22 protein-coding genes and 1 pseudogene are annotated in these 20582 nt (G+C 73.0%); 7 read left to right on the forward strand and 16 right to left on the reverse strand.

Features of this window, described 5'->3' with window-relative positions; translation table 11 throughout:
* Positions 1-213: 213 nt before the first annotated feature.
* Positions 214-912, forward strand: a complete 699-nt coding sequence (locus ABB07_RS13635) for an O-methyltransferase (protein WP_279617426.1) — start codon at positions 214-216, stop codon at positions 910-912.
* 84 nt (positions 913-996) lie between these two features.
* Here ABB07_RS13635 and ABB07_RS13640 read toward each other — a convergent pair whose 3' ends face one another.
* Complete coding sequence (locus tag ABB07_RS13640) at positions 997-1164, reverse strand: DUF3117 domain-containing protein (RefSeq protein WP_018544333.1); 168 nt, start codon at positions 1162-1164, stop codon at positions 997-999.
* A gap of 145 nt (positions 1165-1309) precedes the next feature.
* Positions 1310-1474, reverse strand: a complete 165-nt coding sequence (locus tag ABB07_RS13645; protein WP_208898963.1) for a hypothetical protein — start codon at positions 1472-1474, stop codon at positions 1310-1312.
* Positions 1475-1535: 61 nt separating this feature from the next.
* Here ABB07_RS13645 and chcB point away from each other — a divergent pair, with 61 nt between their 5' ends.
* Positions 1536-2339, forward strand: a complete 804-nt coding sequence (gene chcB, locus ABB07_RS13650; RefSeq protein ID WP_208898964.1) for a 2-cyclohexenylcarbonyl CoA isomerase — start codon at positions 1536-1538, stop codon at positions 2337-2339.
* A gap of 37 nt (positions 2340-2376) precedes the next feature.
* Here chcB and ABB07_RS13655 read toward each other — a convergent pair whose 3' ends face one another.
* The 3 genes from ABB07_RS13655 to ABB07_RS13665 are packed head-to-tail and all read right to left on the reverse strand — an operon-like array spanning position 2377 to position 3972.
* Positions 2377-3024 (reverse strand): GNAT family protein, encoded by a 648-nt coding sequence (locus ABB07_RS13655; protein ID WP_208898965.1) that lies wholly within the window; start codon positions 3022-3024, stop codon positions 2377-2379.
* Positions 3025-3028: 4 nt separating this feature from the next.
* Positions 3029-3619: a DNA-3-methyladenine glycosylase I gene (locus ABB07_RS13660; RefSeq protein WP_208898966.1), complete on the reverse strand. Its 591-nt coding sequence runs from the start codon at positions 3617-3619 to the stop codon at positions 3029-3031.
* Positions 3616-3972: a DivIVA domain-containing protein gene (locus tag ABB07_RS13665; protein ID WP_208898967.1), complete on the reverse strand. Its 357-nt coding sequence runs from the start codon at positions 3970-3972 to the stop codon at positions 3616-3618. The genes ABB07_RS13660 and ABB07_RS13665 overlap by 4 nt, the downstream gene beginning before the upstream one ends.
* 135 nt (positions 3973-4107) lie before the next feature.
* Between ABB07_RS13665 and folP the strand changes: the two genes are divergently transcribed.
* Positions 4108-4968: a dihydropteroate synthase gene (gene folP, locus ABB07_RS13670; RefSeq protein WP_208898968.1), complete on the forward strand. Its 861-nt coding sequence runs from the start codon at positions 4108-4110 to the stop codon at positions 4966-4968.
* A gap of 347 nt (positions 4969-5315) precedes the next feature.
* Here the strand turns inward: folP and ABB07_RS13675 are convergent, their stop codons facing one another.
* Entirely contained in the window at positions 5316-6074 is a 759-nt protein-coding gene (locus ABB07_RS13675) for an LOG family protein (protein ID WP_208898969.1), read from the reverse strand.
* A gap of 139 nt (positions 6075-6213) precedes the next feature.
* On the reverse strand, positions 6214-7293 hold the full coding sequence (gene dapE, locus ABB07_RS13680; RefSeq protein ID WP_208898970.1) for a succinyl-diaminopimelate desuccinylase: 1080 nt from the start codon (positions 7291-7293) through the stop codon (positions 6214-6216).
* A 97-nt stretch (positions 7294-7390) separates the two neighbouring features.
* Here dapE and ABB07_RS13685 point away from each other — a divergent pair, with 97 nt between their 5' ends.
* Entirely contained in the window at positions 7391-8383 is a 993-nt protein-coding gene (locus tag ABB07_RS13685; RefSeq protein ID WP_208898971.1) for a VldE C-terminal domain-containing protein, read from the forward strand.
* 289 nt (positions 8384-8672) lie between these two features.
* A complete protein-coding gene (locus tag ABB07_RS13690; RefSeq protein ID WP_208898972.1) occupies positions 8673-9086 on the forward strand; it encodes an ATP-binding protein in 414 nt (137 codons plus the stop codon).
* Between the two features lie 69 nt (positions 9087-9155).
* Here the strand turns inward: ABB07_RS13690 and ABB07_RS13695 are convergent, their stop codons facing one another.
* Both ABB07_RS13695 and fdxA read right to left on the reverse strand, forming a co-directional pair.
* Positions 9156-10253: a bifunctional succinyldiaminopimelate transaminase/glutamate-prephenate aminotransferase gene (locus ABB07_RS13695; protein ID WP_208898973.1), complete on the reverse strand. Its 1098-nt coding sequence runs from the start codon at positions 10251-10253 to the stop codon at positions 9156-9158.
* A gap of 126 nt (positions 10254-10379) precedes the next feature.
* Positions 10380-10700: a ferredoxin gene (fdxA, locus tag ABB07_RS13700; RefSeq protein WP_023546973.1), complete on the reverse strand. Its 321-nt coding sequence runs from the start codon at positions 10698-10700 to the stop codon at positions 10380-10382.
* Between the two features lie 140 nt (positions 10701-10840).
* Between fdxA and ABB07_RS13705 the strand changes: the two are divergent.
* A pseudogene (locus tag ABB07_RS13705) lies at positions 10841-11845 on the forward strand (GNAT family N-acetyltransferase); the annotation flags it as partial.
* A 233-nt stretch (positions 11846-12078) separates the two neighbouring features.
* Positions 12079-12945, forward strand: a complete 867-nt coding sequence (locus tag ABB07_RS13710; protein ID WP_208898975.1) for a transglutaminase family protein — start codon at positions 12079-12081, stop codon at positions 12943-12945.
* Positions 12946-12988: 43 nt separating this feature from the next.
* Here ABB07_RS13710 and ABB07_RS13715 read toward each other — a convergent pair whose 3' ends face one another.
* The 7 genes from ABB07_RS13715 to mshB form a co-directional block, all read right to left on the reverse strand.
* Entirely contained in the window at positions 12989-13603 is a 615-nt protein-coding gene (locus ABB07_RS13715; RefSeq protein WP_208898976.1) for a response regulator transcription factor, read from the reverse strand.
* The gene (locus ABB07_RS13720) at positions 13600-14790 is read right to left on the reverse strand and encodes a sensor histidine kinase (RefSeq protein WP_208903424.1); all 1191 of its coding nucleotides are present in this window, start codon (positions 14788-14790) and stop codon (positions 13600-13602) included. The genes ABB07_RS13715 and ABB07_RS13720 overlap by 4 nt, the downstream gene beginning before the upstream one ends.
* Positions 14791-14795: 5 nt before the next feature.
* A complete protein-coding gene (locus ABB07_RS13725) occupies positions 14796-15536 on the reverse strand; it encodes an ABC transporter permease (RefSeq protein WP_208898977.1) in 741 nt (246 codons plus the stop codon).
* Positions 15533-16462, reverse strand: a complete 930-nt coding sequence (locus ABB07_RS13730) for an ABC transporter ATP-binding protein (RefSeq protein WP_208898978.1) — start codon at positions 16460-16462, stop codon at positions 15533-15535. Before ABB07_RS13730 ends, ABB07_RS13725 begins: the two co-directional genes overlap by 4 nt.
* Before the next feature lie 146 nt (positions 16463-16608).
* The gene (locus ABB07_RS13735; protein WP_208898979.1) at positions 16609-19047 is read right to left on the reverse strand and encodes a hypothetical protein; all 2439 of its coding nucleotides are present in this window, start codon (positions 19045-19047) and stop codon (positions 16609-16611) included.
* Positions 19048-19209: 162 nt separating this feature from the next.
* Positions 19210-19626 carry a DUF6113 family protein gene (locus ABB07_RS13740; RefSeq protein WP_208903425.1) on the reverse strand — a complete coding sequence of 139 codons (417 nt, stop codon included), beginning with the start codon at positions 19624-19626 and terminating at the stop codon, positions 19210-19212.
* A gap of 14 nt (positions 19627-19640) precedes the next feature.
* Positions 19641-20498, reverse strand: a complete 858-nt coding sequence (mshB, locus tag ABB07_RS13745) for an N-acetyl-1-D-myo-inositol-2-amino-2-deoxy-alpha-D-glucopyranoside deacetylase (protein WP_208898980.1) — start codon at positions 20496-20498, stop codon at positions 19641-19643.
* Between the last annotated feature and the right edge of the window lie 84 nt (positions 20499-20582).

The following is a 20582-nucleotide window of genomic DNA, read 5'->3' on the forward strand; positions in this document are numbered from 1 at the left end:
AGCCGCACCTCCCCTGTCGGCTCTGGTGGTGTCCAGTGGAGCCCCTACCATAGCCACCTCGCCCGTTAGCTCCGGATAAGCGGTTTTACGAGAATTTGATACTCGCTGATACGGCTCGTGCGACTGCGTCAGCAGTTGCTCGGCGGTCTGATCCACCTCTCGCCCCCCGTCGCGTCGCCGGCCACCGTCTCATCCCTATAAACGCCCGGTCCCATCTGCGGGTTCCCGCCACCAACGGATACAGTCACGCCCAGGCAACCACGGGGACAGGAGAGGGTCATTACCGGCAACCGGCAGACGAGCTGGGCGTTCGCCGACGCCTTTGTCGCCGAGGACGACGCACTGCGGTGGGCCCGTGACCGGGCCCGCGCCGCAGGGCTGCGCTCGGTGTCGCCCGGCACCGGCGCCGCGCTGCGACTGCTCGCCGCCTCCGTGGACGCCAAGGCGGTCGCGGAGATCGGCACGGGCTGCGGGGTGTCCGGAATCCATCTGCTGCACGGCATGCGCCCGGACGGGGTGCTCACCACGGTCGACCCGGAGCCGGAGCACCAGCAGTTCGCCCGGCAGGCCTTCCGCGCCTGCGGCTTCGCCAGCAACCGGGCCCGCTTCATCCCCGGCCGCGCCCTGGACGTGCTGCCCCGGCTCGCGGACGCCGGCTACGACCTCGTCTTCTGCGACGGCGACCGGCTGGAGTACCTGGACTATCTAGCTGAATCGTTGCGCCTGCTGCGGCCGGGCGGCCTGGTGGTCTTCGAGGGCGTCTTCGCGGGCGGCCGCACGGTGGACTCGGGGCCGCAGCCCACCGAAGTGCTGCGGCTGCGCGAGCTGCTGCGCGCGGTGCGCGAGAGCCAGGAGCTCGTCCCCTCGCTGCTGCCGGTGGGCGACGGGCTGCTGTGCGCCGTCAAGCGGTGACCGGCCCGCCGCGGGACGGACACGCGACTGCCCCGGCACCGCGTACGATGCCGGGGCAGTCCGCAGGACAGGATCGCTGGGACGTCAGACGACGACCTTCTTGAGGGCGTCGCCGAGCGCCTCGGCCTCGTCAGGGGTCAGCTCGACGACGAGTCGACCGCCGCCTTCGAGCGGAACGCGCATGACGATGCCCCGCCCCTCCTTGGTCACCTCGAGCGGGCCATCGCCCGTCCGCGGCTTCATGGCCGCCATGCTCGTTCCCCTTCCTGAAACCAGCTCATCGTCTGCCGAGAGCCCTAGGAGGGCATCCGCGTGTTCCGGAACGGACACGCGCCACCGGCATCGAACACATTGCTTCCCAGCCATTATCCCGCATCGCAGGACCCGATGACCAACATCAGTCGGCATCGCTTGGGCAACGCGCGCGAGCAAAACCACCCAATTCGGCGATGTGGCTGCGATACTGCACCGCCGCACGGACATCCACCGGCCGGCTCCGCTCCGGTTTTCTTTGACGCAGCTCACACGTCCGGTCCGGCCCTTGGGCGGCGATCTCCGCCATGCTGTCCTTCGTACAGGGACGTACTGAGCGGTACGTCATCCGCGACTGGAGGGGATGACCCATGGCCGACACCGTGCTCTACGAGGTGAGCGACGGGCTCGCGACGATCACGCTGAACCGCCCCGAGGCGATGAACGCGCTGAACATCGCGACCAAGGTCGCCCTCCGGGAGGCGGCGGAATCCGCGGCCGGGGACACGGCCGTACGGGCGATCCTGCTGACCGCGGCCGGGGACCGGGCGTTCTGCGTCGGACAGGACCTCAAGGAGCACATCGGGCTGCTCGCAGCGGACCGCGAGACCGGGTCCGGGCAGACGATGAGCACGGTCAAGGAGCACTACAACCCGATCGTGCGAGCCCTCGCCGGGGCGCCCAAGCCGGTGGTCGCCGCGGTGAACGGCGTCGCCGCCGGGGCGGGCTTCGGCTTCGCGCTCGCCGCGGACTACCGGCTGGTCGCCGACACGGCCGCCTTCAACACCTCCTTCGCGGGCGTCGCCCTGACCGCCGACTCCGGGATCTCCTGGACCCTGCCCCGGGTGATCGGCCCGAGCCGCGCCGCCGACCTGCTGCTCTTCCCGCGCAGCATCAGCGCCCAGGACGCGCTGGAGCTGGGCATCGCCAACCGGCTCGTCCCCGCGGCCGAGCTGCGCGCCGAGGCCGAGAAGACGGCGCGGGCGCTGGCCGAGGGCCCGACGGTGGCGTACGCGGCCCTCAAGGAGGCGGTGGCCTACGGCCTCACGCACTCCCTCGCCGAGACCCTGGAGAAGGAGGACGAGCTGCAGACCCGGGCCGGCCGGTCCGAGGACCACGCGATCGCCGTGCAGGCGTTCGTGAACAAGGAGAGGCCGAAGTACCTGGGCCGCTAGCGGACAGGACCGGACAGGGCGGGCCCGTGGGCCGGTGCTACCGCGCGGTGAACAGGGCCTCCGCGCCCACCGGGCGGTAGCCGGCCGCCTGGAAGGCGCGGACGCTGCGGGCGTTGCCCGCGGCCTGCTGCGACCAGACCCACTGCCCGGGGGGCACGAGGTGCCGGGCGGCCGTGGCCAGGGCCCGGCCCAGCCCCCGGTGCCGTACGTCCTCGTCCACCTCGACGGCCGTCTCCCAGCGGCCCGCCACGCCCCGCCCGAGGACCACCACTCCCCCGTCCGTCGCCCAGACGCGCACCTCGTCCCGGCGCCTGCGCGCGCTGTGCACGCGCAGATGGTCCGGGTCGGCGATCTCGCGCAGTTCCAGCGGGGGGTCGCCGGGCAGGGAGCTCGCCACGGTGAGCAGGTCCGTGGTGTCGGTCGACCGGCCCGTGCGGGCCAGGAACGCGGCCAGGAAGCGGGGGTTCATCGCCGACGCCAGCGCGTCGCAGTCGAGGGACGCGAGCGTGCTGCGCACCCACCGCGGGTCCTCGTCCGTGAACACCACGGAGTGGGCGGTGAACGCGATCACCCCGGCGTCGCGACGGCTCGGCTGCGGCACCACGGTGACCGCGCCGTCGGGAGCCGGGAAGCGCCCCCGGGCCGCCGCGTCCAGGATGCCGGCCAGCGTCGGGGACCCGGACATGCGGTCAGGCACCGGCGCCTCGCGCCACGCACGTCTCCAGGTGGTCGTCGACCAGGCCGCAGGCCTGTATCAACGCGTACGCCGTCGTCGGACCGACGAATCTGAGGCCCCGTTTCTTCAGCGCCCTGGACAGGGCCGTGGACTCCGGGGTCACGGCCGGGACGTCGGCGAGGGTCTTCGGGGCCGGGCGGCCTGCCGGGTCGGGGGCGTGGGACCAGATCAGCTCGTCCAGCTCGCCTTCCGCCCAGCCGGCCAGCACGCGCGCGTTGGCGAGCGTGGCGTCGACCTTGGCGCGGTTGCGGATGATGCCCGGATCCGCCAGCAGTCGCTCGCGGTCCTCGTCGGTGAACGCGGCCACCTTCTCGATGCGGAAGCCCGCGAAGGCCGCGCGGAAGCCCTCGCGGCGGCGCAGGATCGTGATCCAGGACAGGCCCGACTGGAAGGCCTCCAGGCTGATCCGCTCGAAGAGGGCGTCGTCGCCGTGGACCGGGCGGCCCCACTCCTCGTCGTGGTATGCCACGTAGTCGTCGGTGGACAGGGCCCAGGGGCAGCGCAGGGCGCCGTCGGGCCCGGCAAGGGCGGCGCCGTCGCTCATCGCGGGTCCTCCGGCCGCTCGGGCTTCTCCAGGTGGACGTGTGCCGCCGCGGCTCTGGCGCCGGCCAGCGCCGACTCCAGATCGGTGATACGGGCGTCCCGCTCGGCGAGTTCGGCGCCGAGCCGGCCGAGGGCGTCGTCGACGTCCGCCATGCGGTAGCCGCGCGGGGCGAGGGGGAAGCGCAGGCTGTCCACGTCCGCGCGGTTCACCGGGCGGTCGGGGGGCAGCGGGTCCTGCAGCCGCTCCGGTGCCACCTCGGGCAGCGGGCCGCTCCCGCCGCCGCCCACCACGGCGAGGGTCACCGCGGCGACGACGACGACCAGCGCGACGACCAGGAACAAGAACATCACCATCGCCAGGGGTCCCCACGCTCCGTGCCGGCCTGTGCCGGACGCTGAATCTGTCTGGCTCCGATCGTGCCATGCGAGTCTGACAGTTAGGGTCACAGGCGGCTGTACTGCGGGACATACGAGGAGAGGTCACAGCGGATGCTCAGGCTGGGCAGGCGGGAATTCGGGCCCCACGAGCCGGTGATCATGGCGATCGTCAACCGGACTCCGGACTCCTTCTACGACCAGGGGGCCACGTTCCGCGACGAGCCTGCCCTCGCCCGCGTGGAGCAGGCGGTGGCCGAGGGTGCGGCGATCGTCGACATCGGCGGGGTGAAGGCCGGGCCGGGCGAGGAGGTCACGGCCGAGGAGGAGGCGCGGCGGACGGTCGGTTTCGTGGCCGAGGTACGGCGGCGCTTCCCGGACGTGATCATCAGCGTGGACACCTGGCGGGCCGAGGTCGGCGAGGCGGTGTGCGAGGCGGGGGCGGATCTGCTGAACGACGCGTGGGGCGGCGTCGATCCGGGGCTCGCGGGGGTCGCCGCGCGGTACCGGGTGGGGCTGGTGTGCACGCACGCGGGGGGTGTGCAGCCGCGTACGCGTCCGCATCGGGTGACGTACGACGACGTCATGGCCGACATCCTGGACGTCACCGTGGGTCTGGCCGAGCGGGCGGTCGCGCTCGGGGTGCCGCGGGAGTCGGTGCTGATCGATCCCGGGCACGACTTCGGGAAGAACACGCGGCACAGTCTGGAGGCGACGCGGCGGCTGGACGAGATGGTCGCCACGGGGTGGCCGGTGCTGGTGTCGCTGTCCAACAAGGACTTCGTGGGTGAGACGCTGGACCGGCCGGTGAAGGAGCGGTTGATCGGTACGTTGGCGACGACCGCGGTGTCCGCGTGGCTGGGGGCGCAGGTGTACCGGGTGCACGAGGTGGCCGAGACCCGCCAGGTCCTGGAGATGGTCGCGTCCATCGCCGGCCACCGGGTCCCTGCGGTGGCTCGCCGGGGTCTGGCCTAGGTGCCAGGGGGCTCCGCCCCCTGGACCCCCGTCTGCCCACCACACCCACCCGTCTCGGTCGGCCGGGAGGCTGAGGCAGTGGGTTGCGGTGGATGGGGAATCGCGCTGCGGCTGCCGGGCGAGGCGGGGCGGGCCGGATGTCCGCGTGGTGGCCGGGTGGCGCGGCGGTGTGATCGCTCGGAGCGGATCCCAGCGTGATGGCTCGAGTGCTGAGCCGGGTGCGGCGCCGTGACCGCCTTGAGGGTCACGGCGCCGTATTCGCCCCGCCGGCCCCTTCGCCCCCCGCCGCTCGGTCGGCCGAGTCGGGCGGGAGCGCGGATGGGCAAGGGGGCGGTCCAGAGCGCGCGCTAGCGGCCCGCCTCCTTCGACACCAGGGCCACCGCCTCCTCCACGTCGTCCGTGACGTGGAAGAGCAGGAGGTCCTTGGCGCTGGCCTTGCCCTGGGCGACCAGGGTGTTCTTCAGCCAGGACACCAGGCCGCCCCAGTACTCGCTGCCGAAGAGGACGATCGGGAAGCGGGTGACCTTCTGGGTCTGGACCAGGGTCAGCGCCTCGAAGAGTTCGTCGAGGGTGCCGAGGCCGCCGGGCAGGACCACGAAACCCTGCGCGTACTTCACGAACATCATCTTGCGGACGAAGAAGTAGCGGAAGTTCAGGCCGATGTCGACGTAGGGGTTCAGGCCCTGCTCGAAGGGCAGCTCGATGCCGAGGCCGACCGAGACGCCGCCCGCCTCGCAGGCGCCCCTGTTGGCCGCCTCCATCGCGCCCGGCCCGCCGCCCGTGATCACGGCCCAGCCCGCCTCCACCAGGCCCCGGCCGAGCCGCACCCCGGCGTCGTACTCCGGCGAGTCCACCGGCGTACGTGCCGAGCCGAACACGCTGATGGCGGGCGGGAGTTCGGCCAGTGTGCCGAAGCCCTCGATGAACTCCGACTGGATGCGCAGCACGCGCCACGGATCGGTGTGGACCCAGTCCGAGGGGCCACCGGCGTCCAGCAGCCGCTGGTCCGTCGTACTCGGCGTCACCTGTCCTCGGCGGCGGAGGACCGGTCCCAGCCGCTGCTCGTCCGGCGGGATCTTCTTCCCCTCGGGGTTGCCGGTAGGCATGTGCGCTCCCTCCGCTCGGGGGTGGTTCCACCTCAGCGTAGATCCACGCCGGTTACGGAGGGGGGACATACGTATGTCCGGCACGCGTGCGCCGTACGGGCGACTCATGCCGTCCCGCGGCGGCCCGGAGCGCGGCTGCCTACGCGGTGAGCCAGTTCCGCAGGCGCTCCTCGCCCGCCAGGATCTTCGCCGTCTCCACCCGCTCGTCGCGCTTGTGGGCCAAGTGCGGGTTGCCCGGGCCGTAGTTGACGGCCGGGATGCCGAGCGCGGAGAAGCGGGAGACGTCCGTCCAGCCGTACTTGGGGCGCGGCGTGCCGCCCACCGCCTCGATGAAGGCCGCGGCGGCCGGGTGGGAGAGGCCGGGCAGCGCGCCGCCGCTGTGGTCGTCGACCACGAACTCCTCCACCCCGCAGTCCGCGAACACCTCGCGGACGTGCGCGATCGCCTCCTCCTCGGTGCGGTCGGGGGCGTAGCGGAAGTTGACCGTCACCACGCACTCGTCGGGGATGACGTTGCCGGCGACCCCGCCGCCGATGCGCACGGCGTTCAGGCCCTCGCGGTACTCCAGGCCGTCGATCACGGGGTAGCGGGGCTCGTAAGCGGCCAGACGGGCCAGGATCGGGGACGCCGCGTGGATGGCGTTGGAGCCCATCCAGGAGCGCGCCGAGTGGGCCCGCTCGCCCGTCGTCCTCAGCAGCACCCGCAGGGTGCCCTGGCAGCCGCCCTCGACCTCGCCGTCGGAGGGCTCCAGCAGGACCGCGAAGTCGCCCGCCAGCCACTCCGGGTGGGCCGTGGCCACGTGCTTGAGGCCGTTCAGGTCGGCGGCGACCTCCTCGTTGTCGTAGAAGACGAAGGTGAGGTCGCGGTTGGGCGCGGGGACCGTGGCCGCGATGCGCAGCTGCACCGCGACGCCCGACTTCATGTCGCAGGTGCCGCAGCCCCACAGCACGCCGTCCTCGTCCAGGCGCGAGGGCACGTTGTCCGCGATCGGGACCGTGTCGATGTGGCCGGCCAGGATCACGCGCTCGGCGCGGCCCAGGTTCGTACGGGCGATCACGTTGTTGCCGTAGCGGTCGACCGTCAGGTGCGGCAGGGCGCGCAGGGCGGTCTCGATCGCGTCCGCGAGCGGCTTCTCGGTGCCGCTCTCGGAGGGGAAGTCCACGAGCTGTGCGGTGAGCGCGGCGGCGTCGAGCGTGAGGTCAAGCGAGGTGTCGGCCATGGCGCCGACCCTAGCGCGCCGTTCGTGGGGGCCGGGGGTAAGCGCTGTCCGGTCAACCCCGCGTGAGGCCCGGGCGGGCCTCCAGTACCTTGTACGCGTGCCAGAGCCGTCCCCCACCCGTCCCAAGCGCCGCGGCCGCCTCTTCCGTTTCGGCGCGGCCCTGTTGGTCCTGTGCGGCGTCGCCGCGTACCTCGTGGTGCAGTACGTCACCGGAGGCGGCGGAGCGCGCGGCTGCAAGGTGGTCTCGGCCGACGGCGACAGAAAGTCGTACGAGTTCACCCCGGAGCAGGCGGTGAACGCGGCGACGATCGCGGCCGTCGGCACCGGGCGCGGCATGCCCGAGCGGGCGGTGACGATCGCGCTGGCGACCGCCCTGCAGGAGTCGGGGCTGCGCAACGTCGAGCACGGCGACCGGGACTCGCTGGGCCTGTTCCAGCAGCGGCCCTCGCAGGGCTGGGGCACCGAGCAGCAGATCATGGACCCGGCGTACGCGGCGGGCATCTTCTACGCGCACCTGGCCAAGGTGCCGCACTACACCGGTCTGCCGCTGACCGAGGCGGCCCAGGAGGTCCAGCGCAGCGGCTACCCGGAGGCGTACGCCAAGCACGAGCCGGACGCGCAGCTGCTGGCCGCGGCCCTGACCGGACGCGCGGCGGCCACGCTGACCTGCGACGGGCGCCCGGAGACCACGGCCTCGGCGACGGGTCCGGACGCGGTACGGGCGGCGCTGGTGCGGGACTTCGGGCGGGACGCGCTGCAGGAGACCGGCGCGCAGGTGGGCGGGACGCCCGTGCCGTCGCCCTCTCCCTCGCCGAGCGTCACCGCGACCGCGCAGGGCCGGACGGTGACCGTGCCGGTGCCGCAGGGCACGAAGGTCGACGCGACCGGGCGCGGCGAACGGCAGCGGGGCTGGCAGCTGGCGCAGTGGGCCGTGGCCAACTCCTCGGCGCTGCACATCCAGCGGGTGTCGTACGAGGGCCGGGAGTGGGCCGCGGGGAGCGGCGGCGGGCAGTGGAGGACGGCCGCTTCCGGCGGGGCGCGCGGTGCCGGGGCGGCGCTGGGGGTCGTCCGGATCGTGGCCGGACAGTAGTACGGGAGATCACCCCGAGGGGTTGTGCGGCGCCGGTTCGGGCGGCGGTTCGGACGGGACGCGTGCCGTCTCGGGGATTCCTTGGAAAACCAGGGGCTGTAAGGATTCTGCGCGGGTTTGGGGCGGATGTTCTTTGCCCGTTTTTATCCACACCTGATAATGCGATGCGTTATCCATTCTTTACCTGGGGCGTCCGCAACCTTCGCGGGCTTCGAGCGGTAGTCACGGCGTCCGGGCCGCGACACGGACCCGGACGCAGACACCGTTCTCTCCCGTCGAATGGAGCATCATGTCCCTCCCTCTGACCCGCCGGATCGCCCGTGCCGCGCTGCTCGTCGCAGCGGGAGCGGCAGCCGGGGTCGGTGCGGCCGGCTCCGCCGGTGCGGCCACGAGCCTGCCGGCGACCCCGAACGTGGGTGGCCTGTCCGCTCTGGACACGGCACACGCCAGCAGCACCGTCGACGGTGCCGCGCAGAACGTCACCTCCCTCGCGGGCCACACGGGCGGCAAGGCGGTCGAGCAGACGGTGCCGGCCGCGGGCAAGGCGACGGGCGGTGCCCTGAAGAAGACGGCGCCGGTGGCGCAGCAGGCCGCGGGCGGTGCCGCCGGGGCGGCGGGGCAGGCCCTCGGGGGCGCCGCGTCCAACGCCACGAAGACCGGCGTGCCGAACCTGCCGGTGCAGGGCCTGTCGCCGCTCGGCTGAGCGCCCGGCGCTGACCGGTGACGGGGTCCAGGGAATTCCCTGGACCCCGTTCGGTTGTGTCCGGACCGGCTAGGCCGTCAGGCGGGACACCGCCGCCCGGACGCGTTCGTCCGTCGCCGTCAGGGCGACGCGTACGAACGTCTCGCCCGCCTCGCCGTAGAAGTCGCCGGGGGCGACGAGGATGCCGAGGTCGGCCAGGTGGGCGACCGTCCGCCAGCAGGACTCGTCCCGCGTGGCCCACAGGTACAGGCTCGCCTCGCTGTGCTCGATGCGGAAGCCGTGGCCCAGCAGGGCGGCCCGCAGGGCCTCGCGGCGGGCGGCGTAGCGCTCGCGCTGGACGCGGACGTGCTCGTCGTCGCCGAGGGCCGCCACCACGGCCGCCTGGGTCGGCGCCGGGGTCATCATGCCGCCGTGCTTGCGGATCTCCAGCAACGGGCCCAGGACGGCCGGGTCGCCGGCGACGAAGGCCGCGCGGTAGCCGGCCAGGTTGGAGCGCTTGGAGAGGGAGTGGACGGCCACGATGCCGTCGTAGGAGCCGCCGTTGACGTCCGGGTGCAGGACCGAGACCGGGTCGGCCTCCCAGCCCAGTTCCAGGTAGCACTCGTCGGAGAACAGCAGGACGCCGTGGGCGCGGGCCCAGGCGACGATGTCCGTCAGCTCGCGCTTCGACAGCACCTTGCCCGTCGGGTTGGACGGGGAGTTCAGCCAGAGCAGCTTCAGGCCGGCCGGGTCGAGGTCGCGCGGGTCGTCGTAGACCTCGTACTCGGCGCGGGCCAGGCGGGCGCCGACCTCGTAGGTGGGGTAGGCGAGGCGCGGGTAGGCCACCTTGTCGCCGGGGCCGAGGCCCAGCTGGGTCGGCAGCCAGGCGACCAGTTCCTTGGAGCCGACGACCGGCAGCACATGGCGGTGGGTGACCCCGCGGGCGCCCAGGCGGCGCTCCAGCCAGCCGGTGATCGCGTCACGCAGCGCCGGGGTGCCCCAGACGGTCGGGTAGCCCGGCGAGTCGGCCGCGTCGATCAGGGCCTTCTGGATCAGTTCGGGCACCGGGTCGACCGGGGTGCCCACGGAGAGGTCCACGATCCCGTCGGGGTGCGCGGCGGCCGTCTTCTTGTACGGCTCCAGCTTGTCCCAGGGGAAGGTGGGGAGCCGGTCGGAGACTGCGGACACGGGAATCAGGCTCACTTTCGTACGGTGCGGCAAACGCCTCGGTCCCGTACGGCGGTGATCTGGACGATCGGGCCGTACGGGACCGAGGCGGCGCGGCGGTGTGCGGGCCGCTTGGCGCTCAGACGGTCACTCGCCCTGCGGCGGCAGCGCGGCGACGAACGGGTGGTCGCGCTCGATCAGCCCCAGCTTGCTGGCGCCGCCGGGAGAGCCGAGCTCGTCGAAGAACTCGACGTTCGCCTTGTAGTAGTCCTTCCACTCCTCCGGGACGTCGTCCTCGTAGAAGATCGCCTCGACCGGGCAGACCGGCTCACAGGCACCACAGTCGACGCATTCGTCCGGGTGGATGTACAAGGACCGGGAGCCCTCGTAAATGCAGTCGACCGGGCACTCCTCGATGCACGCCTTGTCCTTGACGTCGACACAAGGCTGCGCGATGACGTAGGTCACGCTGTCGTTCCTCCTCGATAGGGCGCTGGCGGGCCTCCTCAGGCTCCGCCGCCTGGCGCGCGGGAGCGCGGCGTCGTCGATGCCCGCCCCTAGTATCTCCGTTCCGGAGCATGATCCGAACAGGAGGGGTGAACTGACCAGTGGAAATCTCGGCGGCAGGACGCCTGAAAGTCCGTATCACCCCTTCTGACGTGGGAAAAAGGGTGTCAGTACGGCGCTTGAGCGAAACTGGTGAGGCGCCGGAGAAGTTCACCGACACGGTGGGTGTTCTCACATCATGGGACGATGGCGTGCTCATGATCACACGGCGGGACGGGCGGAGTGTCCGGATCGCCGAGTCCGAGCTGGTCGCGGGCAAGGTGGTACCGGCCGCTCCGGCGCGCCGCAGGGGCCCCGCCGCCTCGTACGAGGAACTCGCGCGGGTCGCCTCGCGCGGCTGGCAGCCGCTGGAGACCGAGCGGCTCGGTGACTGGGAGCTGCGGGCGGCCGGTGGATTCACCCGGCGGGCCAACAGTGTGCTGCCGCTCGGCGACCCCGGTCTGCCCCTCGACGCGGCCCTCGCCGCCGTACGACGCTGGTACGGCGAGCGTGGCCTGCCCGCCTACGTCCAGACGGCCACCGGTGCCGAGGGCACGCAGGAGCTGCTGTGCGCGGAGCTGGAGCGGCGCGGCTGGGTGCGGGAGGTGACCGCCGAGGTGTGGACCGGCGCCCTGGCACCGGTCGCGGACCGGGCCGAGGGCACCGGTGTGGTGCTGTCCCGGCAGGCGGACGAGGCGTGGCTCGCCCGGTACCAGCGCAAAGGGGTGAGCGAGGTGGCCCTGCGGGTGCTCGGCGGGGGCCCGTCGGTGTGGTTCGCGACCGTGCCCGGCGCCGGGGACGAGCCCCCTGCGGCGATCGGGCGGTGTGTCGTGGACGGGCGGTGGGCCGGGTTCGCGGCGGTCGAGGTGGACCCCGGCCGGCGCCGGGAGGGGCTCGCCACGGAGGTGATGGCCGCGCTGGCCCGGCAGGCGCTGGACGAGGGAGCGTCGGCGGCCTGGCTGCAGGTCGAGACGGACAACGAGGGGGCCCGCGCCCTGTACGCCGCCCTGGGCTTCACACCCCACTTCGCGTACCACCACTACCGGGAACCGGACGCGGCGGCGTCGGAGGACCAGCACGCCGAAACGGGCGGGTCCGCGGGCCCGGACCGAGACCCGGACCGGGCGACGGGCGCGGGCGGCGGACGGGGATCGGGCGCGGGTGCGGTGGGTCGCCCGAGCCATGGCGCCGGCCCCGCTGACCGCCGGGATCCGGGAGCCGGCCGGGACGAAGGCGAAGAGACGGACGATTCCGGTCCGGGTGGGTCGTAGAACCGCCCGTGGAAGGGCATGAGCCTGGCATGCGTCACCCGTATCTGCCGCCGCCGTACCCGCCCCCGCCGGAGCGGTCGGCCGAGTTGCGCCGCAGGTTCGCCGAGGAGGCCCGGTCCGAGCGGCCGGATCTGTCGGCGCTGTGCCTGCTGATCGGCGCCGAGGCCGACGGCACGCTGGACGAGGCCGGGATCGACGCATCCCAGCTGGAGCTGGACCGGCTCGCGGGCGAGCTGCCGTACCGGCCGGGCGGGCCGCGCGCGTGGGCGGAAGCGGTACGGCGGCTGCTCGGGGCGCACTACGGCTTCCACGGCACGCCCGCCGACTACGACCGGCTGGAGTCCTCCCTGCTGCACGAGGTGCTGCGGCGGCGGCGCGGGCTGCCGATCCTGCTGTCGGTGGTGTGGCTGGAGGTCGCGCGGCGGGCGGGGGCTCCGGTGTACGGCGTCGCGCTGCCGGGGCACTTCGTGGTGGGCTTCGGCCCGGCCGAGGAGCAGGTGCTGGCCGATCCGTTCGACGGCGGCCGGGTGCTGACCGGGACCGACGCGGAGATGCTCGTGGTGGGGGCCACGGGGGCGCCGCTGGAAGCCTCCATGCTGGAGCCGGCCGCGCCGCTGGAGGTCGTCCAGCGGATCCTGAACAACATCCGCGCGTGGGCCGCCGCCCGGCCGGAACGGTCGGACGTGGCGCTGTGGGCCGTGGAGCTGGCGCTGCTGGTGCCCGCGCATCCGGCCCGGCTCCGGTACGAGCGGGGGCAACTCCTGGTGCAGCGCGGGGAGTTCTGCTCCGGGGCGGAAGAGCTGGAGTACTACGCCGACTTGATCGAGGTGGTGGACGAGTCGGCCGCGCGGAAGGTACGGCAGCAGGCCCATACCGCGCGGGCCATGCTCAACTGACAGGCCGGGCGGGATCGACGGAACGGCGGGGCGGCCGGTCCGGTCACAGCCACCCCTTCTCCCGCGCCGTCCGCACCGCCTCCGCCCGGTTCCGTACCGCCAGCTTCTGGATGGCCGTGGAGAGGTAGTTGCGGACCGTGCCCTGGGAGAGGTGGAGCGTCTTGGCCAGTTCGGCGTTGGTGGAGCCGTCGGCGGCCGCGCGGAGGACCTCGCGTTCGCGCTCGGTGAGCGGATTGGCGCCCTCGGCGAGCGCGGCGGCGGCGAGCGTGGGGTCGATGACCCGCTCACCGGACAGCACCTTGCGGATCGCCTCGGCGAGCTGGGCGGCCGGGGCGTCCTTGACGAGGAAGGCGTCGGCACCCGCCTCCATGGCGCTGCGCAGATAGCCGGGGCGCCCGAAAGTCGTGAGGACGACCAGCTTGACCTGCGGGAACTCCCGGTGGACCCGGGCGGCCGCCTCGATGCCCGTGCAGCCGGGCATCTCGATGTCGAGCAGCGCCACGTCCACGCCGTGCGCGCCGACGGCCGCCAGTACCTGGTCACCGCGCGCGACCTGGGCGACGACCTCGATGTCCTCCTCCAGGCCGAGCAGCGCGGCCAGGGCCTCGCGGACCATCGACTGGTCCTCGGCCAGGAGAACCTTGATCGTGCTCGTCATGCCCCGGATCCTACGTGCCCCGAAGGGGCCGCGGGGACGCGGGCGACCAGCCGGAACCCGTGCTTGATCCGGCCCGCCTCCAGGGAGCCGCCGACCTTCTCCAGCCGCTCGGTGAGGCCGGTCAGACCGTTGCCGGGTCCGCCGCCGGAGCCACCGGATCCGTTGTCCTCGACGGAGAGTTCGAGCATGGCGCCGTCGAGGGACTGACGGTGGGTGAGCCGGACCAGACACCTGTCGGCGCCGCTGTGCCGGACCACGTTGGTGACCGCCTCGCGCAGCGCCCACGCGAGCGCGGACTCCGACTCCTCGGGCACGTCGCCGAGATCCGGCTCGGCCGGCACCTCGGCGCTGACACCGGCGGCGGTCAGGGCGACCTGGGTGCCGGCCAGTTCGGCGGCGAGCCTGGGGCGCCGGTAGCCGGTGACCGCCTCCCGTACGTCCACCAGGGCCTGCCGGCTGACCTGCTCGATGTCGGCGACCTGCTGGGCCGCCTTGTCGGGGTGGTCGGGCAGCATCCGGCCCGCCAGCTCGCTCTTCAGCGTGATCAGGGACAGCGAGTGGCCGAGCAGGTCGTGCAGGTCGCGGGCGAGGCGGAGGCGCTCCTCGTTGGCGGCGAGGTGGGCCACCGTCTCCCGGGCCTTGCGCAACTCGACCGTCGTACGGACGAGTTGGCCGACCCCGACCATCGCGAACCCGATCATCGGGACCAGGAGCAGACTCTCGTCCGGCTTCTCGTGCCAGCGCAGCCCGACGAGGAACATCGCCACGGTCGCCCCGGGGATCGCCCAGAACGCGGCCCGGACCGGCAGGGTGGCCCCGCAGGCGACCGAGAGGTAGATGAACAGGCCGAGCCACGCGCCGCCCAGGGTGAACGTCAGCAGGGGGGCGAGGACGCCGAGGACCGCGAGCAGGGAGAGGACGACTCGTGGGGTGAAGGGCCGGCCGATGTTGCGGAAGACCAGCGTCAGGTAGGCGGTGACGAAGGCGGCGAGGCCGATCCCGCCGGCCACCGTGGCGCCCACGGTGTGGCGGCCCGAGGCCAGGTCCTGCACCGGCGCGCTGAGGAAGACCAGCCAGATGCCGATCCACAGCACCTTGACCACCAGCTCGCGCCGGTTGCGCGGCCCCTGGCCGATCCGCACCTGGTGCTCCGGCCGCCGCTCGCCGGCCCGCGGGTCTTCCGTCATCGTGCTCACGCCTTCAGCGTGTCCTTCCGGTACAGCCAGGCCGCGCCGCCCGCGAAGAGGACGAAGTAGACGGCGAGGATGGCGATGTCCGTGGCGTGCGGGGCCTGGCTCTGTTCGATCGCCCGCCCCAGTGCAGCGTACGCGTGCGTGGGCAGCCACTTCGCGATGTCCTGCAGGGTCTTCGGGAAGCTGGTGGAGGGCATCCACAGGCCGCCGAGGATCGACAGGCCGAAGTAGACGATCATCGTGATCGGGCGGACCGCGTCACCGGAGGCCAGGTAGCCGATGGCGACGCCGAGCGCGGCGAAGACGAGGCTGCCGGCCCAGATGACCCCGGTGAGGGCCAGCCACTGCCAGGCGTCCAGGTGGACGTGCTTGATCGCGGCGGCGGCCACGAACACCACGATGATCGACGGCAGGCTCACCACGGCGGCGCTGGCGGTCTTGGCCAGGACATAGCCGCGCCCGGGCAGCGGGGTCAGCCGCAGCTGCCGTACCCAGCCGTTCTCGCGCTCCTTGGCGATGCGCTCGCTGTTGCCCATCAGGACGGCGGTCAGGGCGCCGAAGGAGGCCATGGAGACCATCAGGTACGTGGCGACGGTCAGGCCGGTGCCGTCGACCTTCTCGTTCGAGCCGGAGCTGCTGGAGAAGATCAGGAACAGGATCGCGGGGTACAGCACCGAGAAGAACAGGAACTTCTTGTTGCGCAGGGCGCGGGTCAGTTCGAGCTTGATCAGGGCGTTCATGACTGCTTGGCCTCCTCGGCCTCCGTGATGGCGACGAAGGCCTGCTCCAGACCGAGACCGGCGACTTCGAGGTTGCGGGGGTAGACACCGAGGCCGTACAGGGCGTGCACGGTGGCGTCGGCGTCGGACGACTGGATGCGGACCGTCTGGCCGGATACGTCGATCGACGTCAGGAACGGCAGGGCGCGCAGGGCGGCCTCGTCGATCTCGCCCTCCAGGTCGAAGGAGACGCGGCGGGCGCCGGCCTTGGCCTTGATCTCGGCGGCGGTGCCGTCGGCGAGGAGCCGGCCGCGGTGCAGCACCAGGACCCGGTCGGCGATGGCGTCGGCCTCTTCGAGGTAGTGGGTGGCGAAGAGGACCGTACGGCCCTGGTCGGCCTGCTCGCGCATGGTGGCCCAGAAGGCCTGGCGGGCGGAGACGTCCATGCCGGTCGTCGGCTCGTCCAGGATGATCAGGTCGCTGTCGCCGGCGGTGGCCAGGGCGAAGCGCACCCGCTGGGCCTGGCCGCCGGAGAGCTTGTTGACCTTGCGGTCGGCGATCTGCGTGATGCCGGCGCGGGCCATCACGTCCGAGGCCTGGTACGGCTTCGGGTGCAGCGAGCAGCTCAGCTTCACCAGCTCCGCGACGGTGACCTCGTCCATCAGCCCGCCACTCTGCAGCATCGCCCCGACCCGACCGGCGACGATCGCCTCGCGCGGGGTGCCGCCGAACAGGCTCACCGTTCCGCTGTCGGACTGCTTGAGGCCGAGGAGCAGGTCGAGGGTGGTGGACTTGCCGGCCCCGTTCGGGCCGAGGAGGGCGACGGTCTCGCCCGGGTACAGCCGGAGCGAAAGCCCGTCGACGGCCTTCACGCTCCCGTACGTCTTGGTCACCTGGTCGAAGCCGACCACCGGGGTGGTGGTGGCCGGTGCCGCAGTTGTCGTCATGGCACCCATGCTCGCGGCGGGGGCCGGGTGCGGGGCAGTGTCGGGGGTCCTGAGTGCCGGATGACAGATGTCATGCCGATCGGGTGACAGGGCATGGCGAAGGGGGCGCCCGGTGTCCGGTGGGCGCCCCCTGTGGTGTCGCCGTGCTAGCTCGGGTTGGTGGGGATGACGGCGACCCGGTTGGTCCTGCTGATCAGGGCCTGACGGAGGGCGACGTAGACGTCCTGCGGGGTGACGGGCGTCTTGCTGCCGTTGCCGCGGGTGATGAGCACGCCGTCGAAGGCCTTGCCGTACAGCTGCTTCAGGGCGTTCAGGTCCGGCTTGTCGACCAGCTTGCCGTCCGAAGTCGGCACCACCTTGAGGAACTTCCAGAGCGATTTCTCCGGGCTCATCAGCACGACGTGGCCCGCGCCCGCCGACACCGTCACCTTGGCCGACATCGCCGGTTCCGCGAACAGCTTCATCTCCTGGTCGACCGCCGCGTTCGACACCGTCGGCTGCTTCGTGGTCGTCGGGACGGTGACCGGGGTCGGCGTGCCCGTCTCCACCAGGGTGCGGTAGGCCTGTTCGACGGCCTGGGTGGACTGGGCGGCGTCGATGGCCTTGCCCGCCTTGCCGTAGACGGCTACCGCCCGGCCCGGCTTGAAGTCGATGCCGCCCTCGACGACCGAGCCGGAGCCGCCGCCGGCCTGCTGGAGGGCGGCCTGCAGCTTCTCCTCGTCCACCGGCATCTCGGGGTCGATCACCCGCTTCTGCCCGAAGAGCGAGCCGATGACGTGGACCGGGTTGTAGTCGCTGGTCGCGGCCTTGCTCACGGTGGCCTGGAAGTCGAACTGGAGACCGGCGTTCTCCGGGGTGAGGGTGACCGTGTTGCCGCCGACGGAGAGCTTCAGCGGCTTGTTCACCCGGCCGCCGAAGGCGTCGTCGAGCTTCTTGACGGCGTCGTCCCGGGTGCCGCCGCCGATGTCCACGCCGAGGACCGTGGTGCCCTTGGGCACGTCGGTGTGGTTCATCAGCAGTCCGGCGCCGTAGGCACCGCCCGCGACGACGACCACGCCGGCGCCCAGCAGCACCAGCTTGCTGCGGCCCTTCTTCTTCGGCTTGGCCTGCGCCTTGGGCGCACCGGACGGCTCCGGCTGGGACGGGCGCTGCGCGGCCGGGCCGCCGGCCGGGGTGCCGAACGGGGAGGTGCCGGCCCCGGGGACGACCGGGATGCCGCTGGTGACGGTGTGCCCGGAGACGTTGTCGGCCGGGCGGTAGCCGGGCGTGCCCGGTTCGGGGGCCGGCTTCTGCGGGGTGAGGATCGCGGTGTCGTCGCTGAGCCCGCCACCCGGGCCGAGACCGGTGACACCGGGGCCGGCGGCCGGGGCGCCGGGTCCGGCGGGGCCGCCGCCTGGACGGCCGGGGCCGGCGGGACCTTCGAGGTCGGCGATGTCGGCGAGGGCGCTGCGCGGGGGCTGGGCCGTGCCCGGGCGGCCGGGGCCGTCGTAGCCGCCCAGGCCGTCCCTGCCGTCCCTGCCGGACAGGCCGTCGAAGGGCTCGCCCGCCGACGGGACGAGGGGGCCGTCGCCGGTGACCGGGCCGCTGGTGGGGCCGGCCGGGCCCTGCGGACCGCCGGGGCCGCCGTGGCCGTGCGGGCCGTTGAAGCCGCTGGGACCGCCGGGGCCGCCGAGGCCGTTCGCCCCCGGAGCGCCGGGGGCGCCCGGGAAGCCGTTCTGGCCGTTCGCACCCGGGGTGCCGAAGCCGTCGTGGCCGCCCGTACCGGCCGCACCCGAACCCGCCGTACCCGTGCCGTCGAAGTCGTCCTGGCCGCCGTTCTCCGAGAAGTACGGCAGGTCGTCGCGGCGCGGTTCGCCGCCGGACGCGCCGGGACGGGAGCCGGCGCCCCTCGGGCCCGCGTTCAGCACCTCGGTCACGTCGAAGGAACCGGTGCCGCCGCCGTGTCCGGGGGCGACGGGGCCGCCGGTGGCACCGGGCAGACCCTTGCCGGTGCCCGTACCGGAGCGGGAGGCGCCCGGGACGCTCATGGAGCCGACCACACCGCCGGGACGCCCGCCGGATCGTGCGCCGGTGGTACCGGACGCACCGGATGCTCCCGGACCACCCGAACGGGTGCCCGACGAGCCGGGGGCGGTGCTGGAACCGCCGGACGTTCCGGACCCGTTCGTGCCGCCGGTGGCCGGAGCGCCCTTGCCGCCGGAGGACTTGCGGGGCGCGAACCAGTCGCTGGTCTTCTCCTCGGCCTGCGCCGCGGGCTCGGCGGGCGGCTCGACGGAGCCGGTGGCGGGGCCGTCGGCCGCGGGCCGCGTGTCACGGGCGGGCGCCTCGTCCCCGGCGCCGTCGGTGTCCCCGACGGGCTTGCGCACGACGACCGGCGGAATGGGCCGGGACCCCGGAATGTTGATCCGGATCCGGGTCGTCAGTGTGGTCTCGGTCTTCTTCTCCTCCGGCCGCGTGACCGAACGGCCCGCGTCCGTACCGTCGTCGGAAGCCATGGGGGTCCCGTACGGCGGCGTGCCGGATGGGTATGCGGCTCCGCCGCGCCCGTTGGGCCCGGAGGACGGAGTGTCAGTTTCACGACTCAAGGCAGGTTCTCCCAGTTGGCTTCGCCGCCCGTTACGACCTCAACTAGCTCGGGCGGCTCGGCGGCGCGCACCACCATACTGGCCACTTCTGGCGTGTATCCCATGACCGCTGAGGAAACCCACACCGGACTCGCACGTGCGCCGCGCGGAGAAAGTAGTACGTCACTTGCCAAGTCGGGCGGGACCACCCCGAGGTTGCCGCCCGGCACCAAGGGTGGCGCAGATCACAGCGAGGGCCATGCCGCCGAGCAGGAAGAGATACGAGCCGAGTCCCGCGCCGAACAGGAAGTCGCCCTCGGGACGCGAGGTGGTGAGCAGGATGACGGTGACGATCCAGCCCACCACCGGTGCGACCGCCCCGCCCCGGCCGCCCGTGGCGTACGCCCCGCCGAGGAACAGCCCGGCCGCGCCCGCGAGGGCGAGCAGCAGCCCGCCGGGGAACCAGGCGGCCTGCACGAGGGCCCCGGCCGCCCCGATGACGGCGCCGAGCAGGAAAAGCCCGACATAGGCGGCGATCCGCCCGGCGGAGGGCCGCTGCAGCGGCTGGGCGAGCAGCGGGCCCTGTCCCTTGTCGCTCATGCCACCGCCGCCGCTCATGCCGCCGCCTCCTCGACGCCCGCGAACAGGTCGGTCTCCCCGGGCCGGGCCTCGCCGCGCACCAGCTCGTAGTACTCGGTGGTGAACAGCGGCTGGGCCAGTTCGTTGGAGAGCGCGAAGTAGGGCTCGGCCACCTCGATCTGGGTGACGTGGGCACGCATCGCGGCGGCCTTGGCCGCGGCGAAGGCGGTGCCGTCGACGCTGGTGGTGACCCGCTCGTCGTCGACCACGCCGGGTACGTCCGCGACGCTGCCGCTCTTCTCGAAGGGCAGTACGGCCAGCTCCTCCTGGAGCCGGGCGAAGGCGGCCTCGGCGACGGAACGCGGCACCCGGTTCCAGTACACCTTGTCGATCCGGTGCCCGCGCTCGTCCGCCAGCTCGACGGCGCGCATGGCGACGCGGTGGGCCTGGATGTGGTCCGGGTGGCCGTAGCCGCCGTTGTCGTCGTAGGTGACGAGGACCTGGGGCCGGACCTCGAGGATCACGTCGGCCAGATATCCGGCGGCCTCGTCCACATCGGCCTGCCAGAAGCATCCGGGGTCGCCATTGTCCGGAATGCCCATCATCCCGGAGTCGCCGTACCGCCCCGCGCCGCCGAGCAGCCGAGCGTCGCTCACGCCCAGCGCGCGCGTGGCGTCGGCCAGCTCCCTACGCCGGTGCGCGCCCAGCGCGGGCCCCGTCAGATGCCGCAGCTCGGGCGGGATGACCTCCCCCCTCTCCCCCAGCGTGCAGGTGACCAGGGTCACGTGCACCCCCTCGGCCGCGTACCTGGCCATGGTGGCGCCGTTGTTGATCGACTCGTCGTCCGGGTGCGCGTGCACCAGAAGCAGACGCCGGGCGGGGAGTTCCGTCATGGGTCCACCCTACGAGGCCCACTCCCCCTTACGCCGCGCCAGCCCGCCGACGGGGGTGGCCGGGGCGGGGTCGGAGGGGGCTCG

Source organism: Streptomyces incarnatus (assembly GCF_001027185.1).
GTDB classification, from domain to species: domain Bacteria; phylum Actinomycetota; class Actinomycetes; order Streptomycetales; family Streptomycetaceae; genus Streptomyces; species Streptomyces puniciscabiei.

What these genes read in the sequence shown, in the direction of transcription:
- ABB07_RS13655 (WP_208898965.1), bottom strand. Translation starts at nt 3,024, where the DNA reads ATGTCCGGGTCCCCGACGCTGGCCGGCATCCTGGACGCGGCGGCCCGG.
- folP (WP_208898968.1), top strand. Translation starts at nt 4,108, where the DNA reads ATGCTCAGGCTGGGCAGGCGGGAATTCGGGCCCCACGAGCCGGTGATC.
- ABB07_RS13675 (WP_208898969.1), bottom strand. Translation starts at nt 6,074, where the DNA reads ATGCCTACCGGCAACCCCGAGGGGAAGAAGATCCCGCCGGACGAGCAG.
- ABB07_RS13640 (WP_018544333.1), bottom strand. Translation starts at nt 1,164, where the DNA reads ATGGCGGCCATGAAGCCGCGGACGGGCGATGGCCCGCTCGAGGTGACC.
- dapE (WP_208898970.1), bottom strand. Translation starts at nt 7,293, where the DNA reads ATGGCCGACACCTCGCTTGACCTCACGCTCGACGCCGCCGCGCTCACC.
- ABB07_RS13725 (WP_208898977.1), bottom strand. Translation starts at nt 15,536, where the DNA reads ATGAACGCCCTGATCAAGCTCGAACTGACCCGCGCCCTGCGCAACAAG.
- ABB07_RS13715 (WP_208898976.1), bottom strand. Translation starts at nt 13,603, where the DNA reads ATGACGAGCACGATCAAGGTTCTCCTGGCCGAGGACCAGTCGATGGTC.
- ABB07_RS13730 (WP_208898978.1), bottom strand. Translation starts at nt 16,462, where the DNA reads ATGACGACAACTGCGGCACCGGCCACCACCACCCCGGTGGTCGGCTTC.
- chcB (WP_208898964.1), top strand. Translation starts at nt 1,536, where the DNA reads ATGGCCGACACCGTGCTCTACGAGGTGAGCGACGGGCTCGCGACGATC.
- ABB07_RS13645 (WP_208898963.1), bottom strand. Translation starts at nt 1,474, where the DNA reads ATGGCGGAGATCGCCGCCCAAGGGCCGGACCGGACGTGTGAGCTGCGT.
- ABB07_RS13665 (WP_208898967.1), bottom strand. Translation starts at nt 3,972, where the DNA reads ATGGTGATGTTCTTGTTCCTGGTCGTCGCGCTGGTCGTCGTCGTCGCC.
- ABB07_RS13740 (WP_208903425.1), bottom strand. Translation starts at nt 19,626, where the DNA reads ATGAGCGACAAGGGACAGGGCCCGCTGCTCGCCCAGCCGCTGCAGCGG.
- ABB07_RS13690 (WP_208898972.1), top strand. Translation starts at nt 8,673, where the DNA reads ATGTCCCTCCCTCTGACCCGCCGGATCGCCCGTGCCGCGCTGCTCGTC.
- ABB07_RS13710 (WP_208898975.1), top strand. Translation starts at nt 12,079, where the DNA reads ATGCGTCACCCGTATCTGCCGCCGCCGTACCCGCCCCCGCCGGAGCGG.
- mshB (WP_208898980.1), bottom strand. Translation starts at nt 20,498, where the DNA reads ATGACGGAACTCCCCGCCCGGCGTCTGCTTCTGGTGCACGCGCACCCG.
- ABB07_RS13660 (WP_208898966.1), bottom strand. Translation starts at nt 3,619, where the DNA reads ATGAGCGACGGCGCCGCCCTTGCCGGGCCCGACGGCGCCCTGCGCTGC.
- ABB07_RS13720 (WP_208903424.1), bottom strand. Translation starts at nt 14,790, where the DNA reads ATGACGGAAGACCCGCGGGCCGGCGAGCGGCGGCCGGAGCACCAGGTG.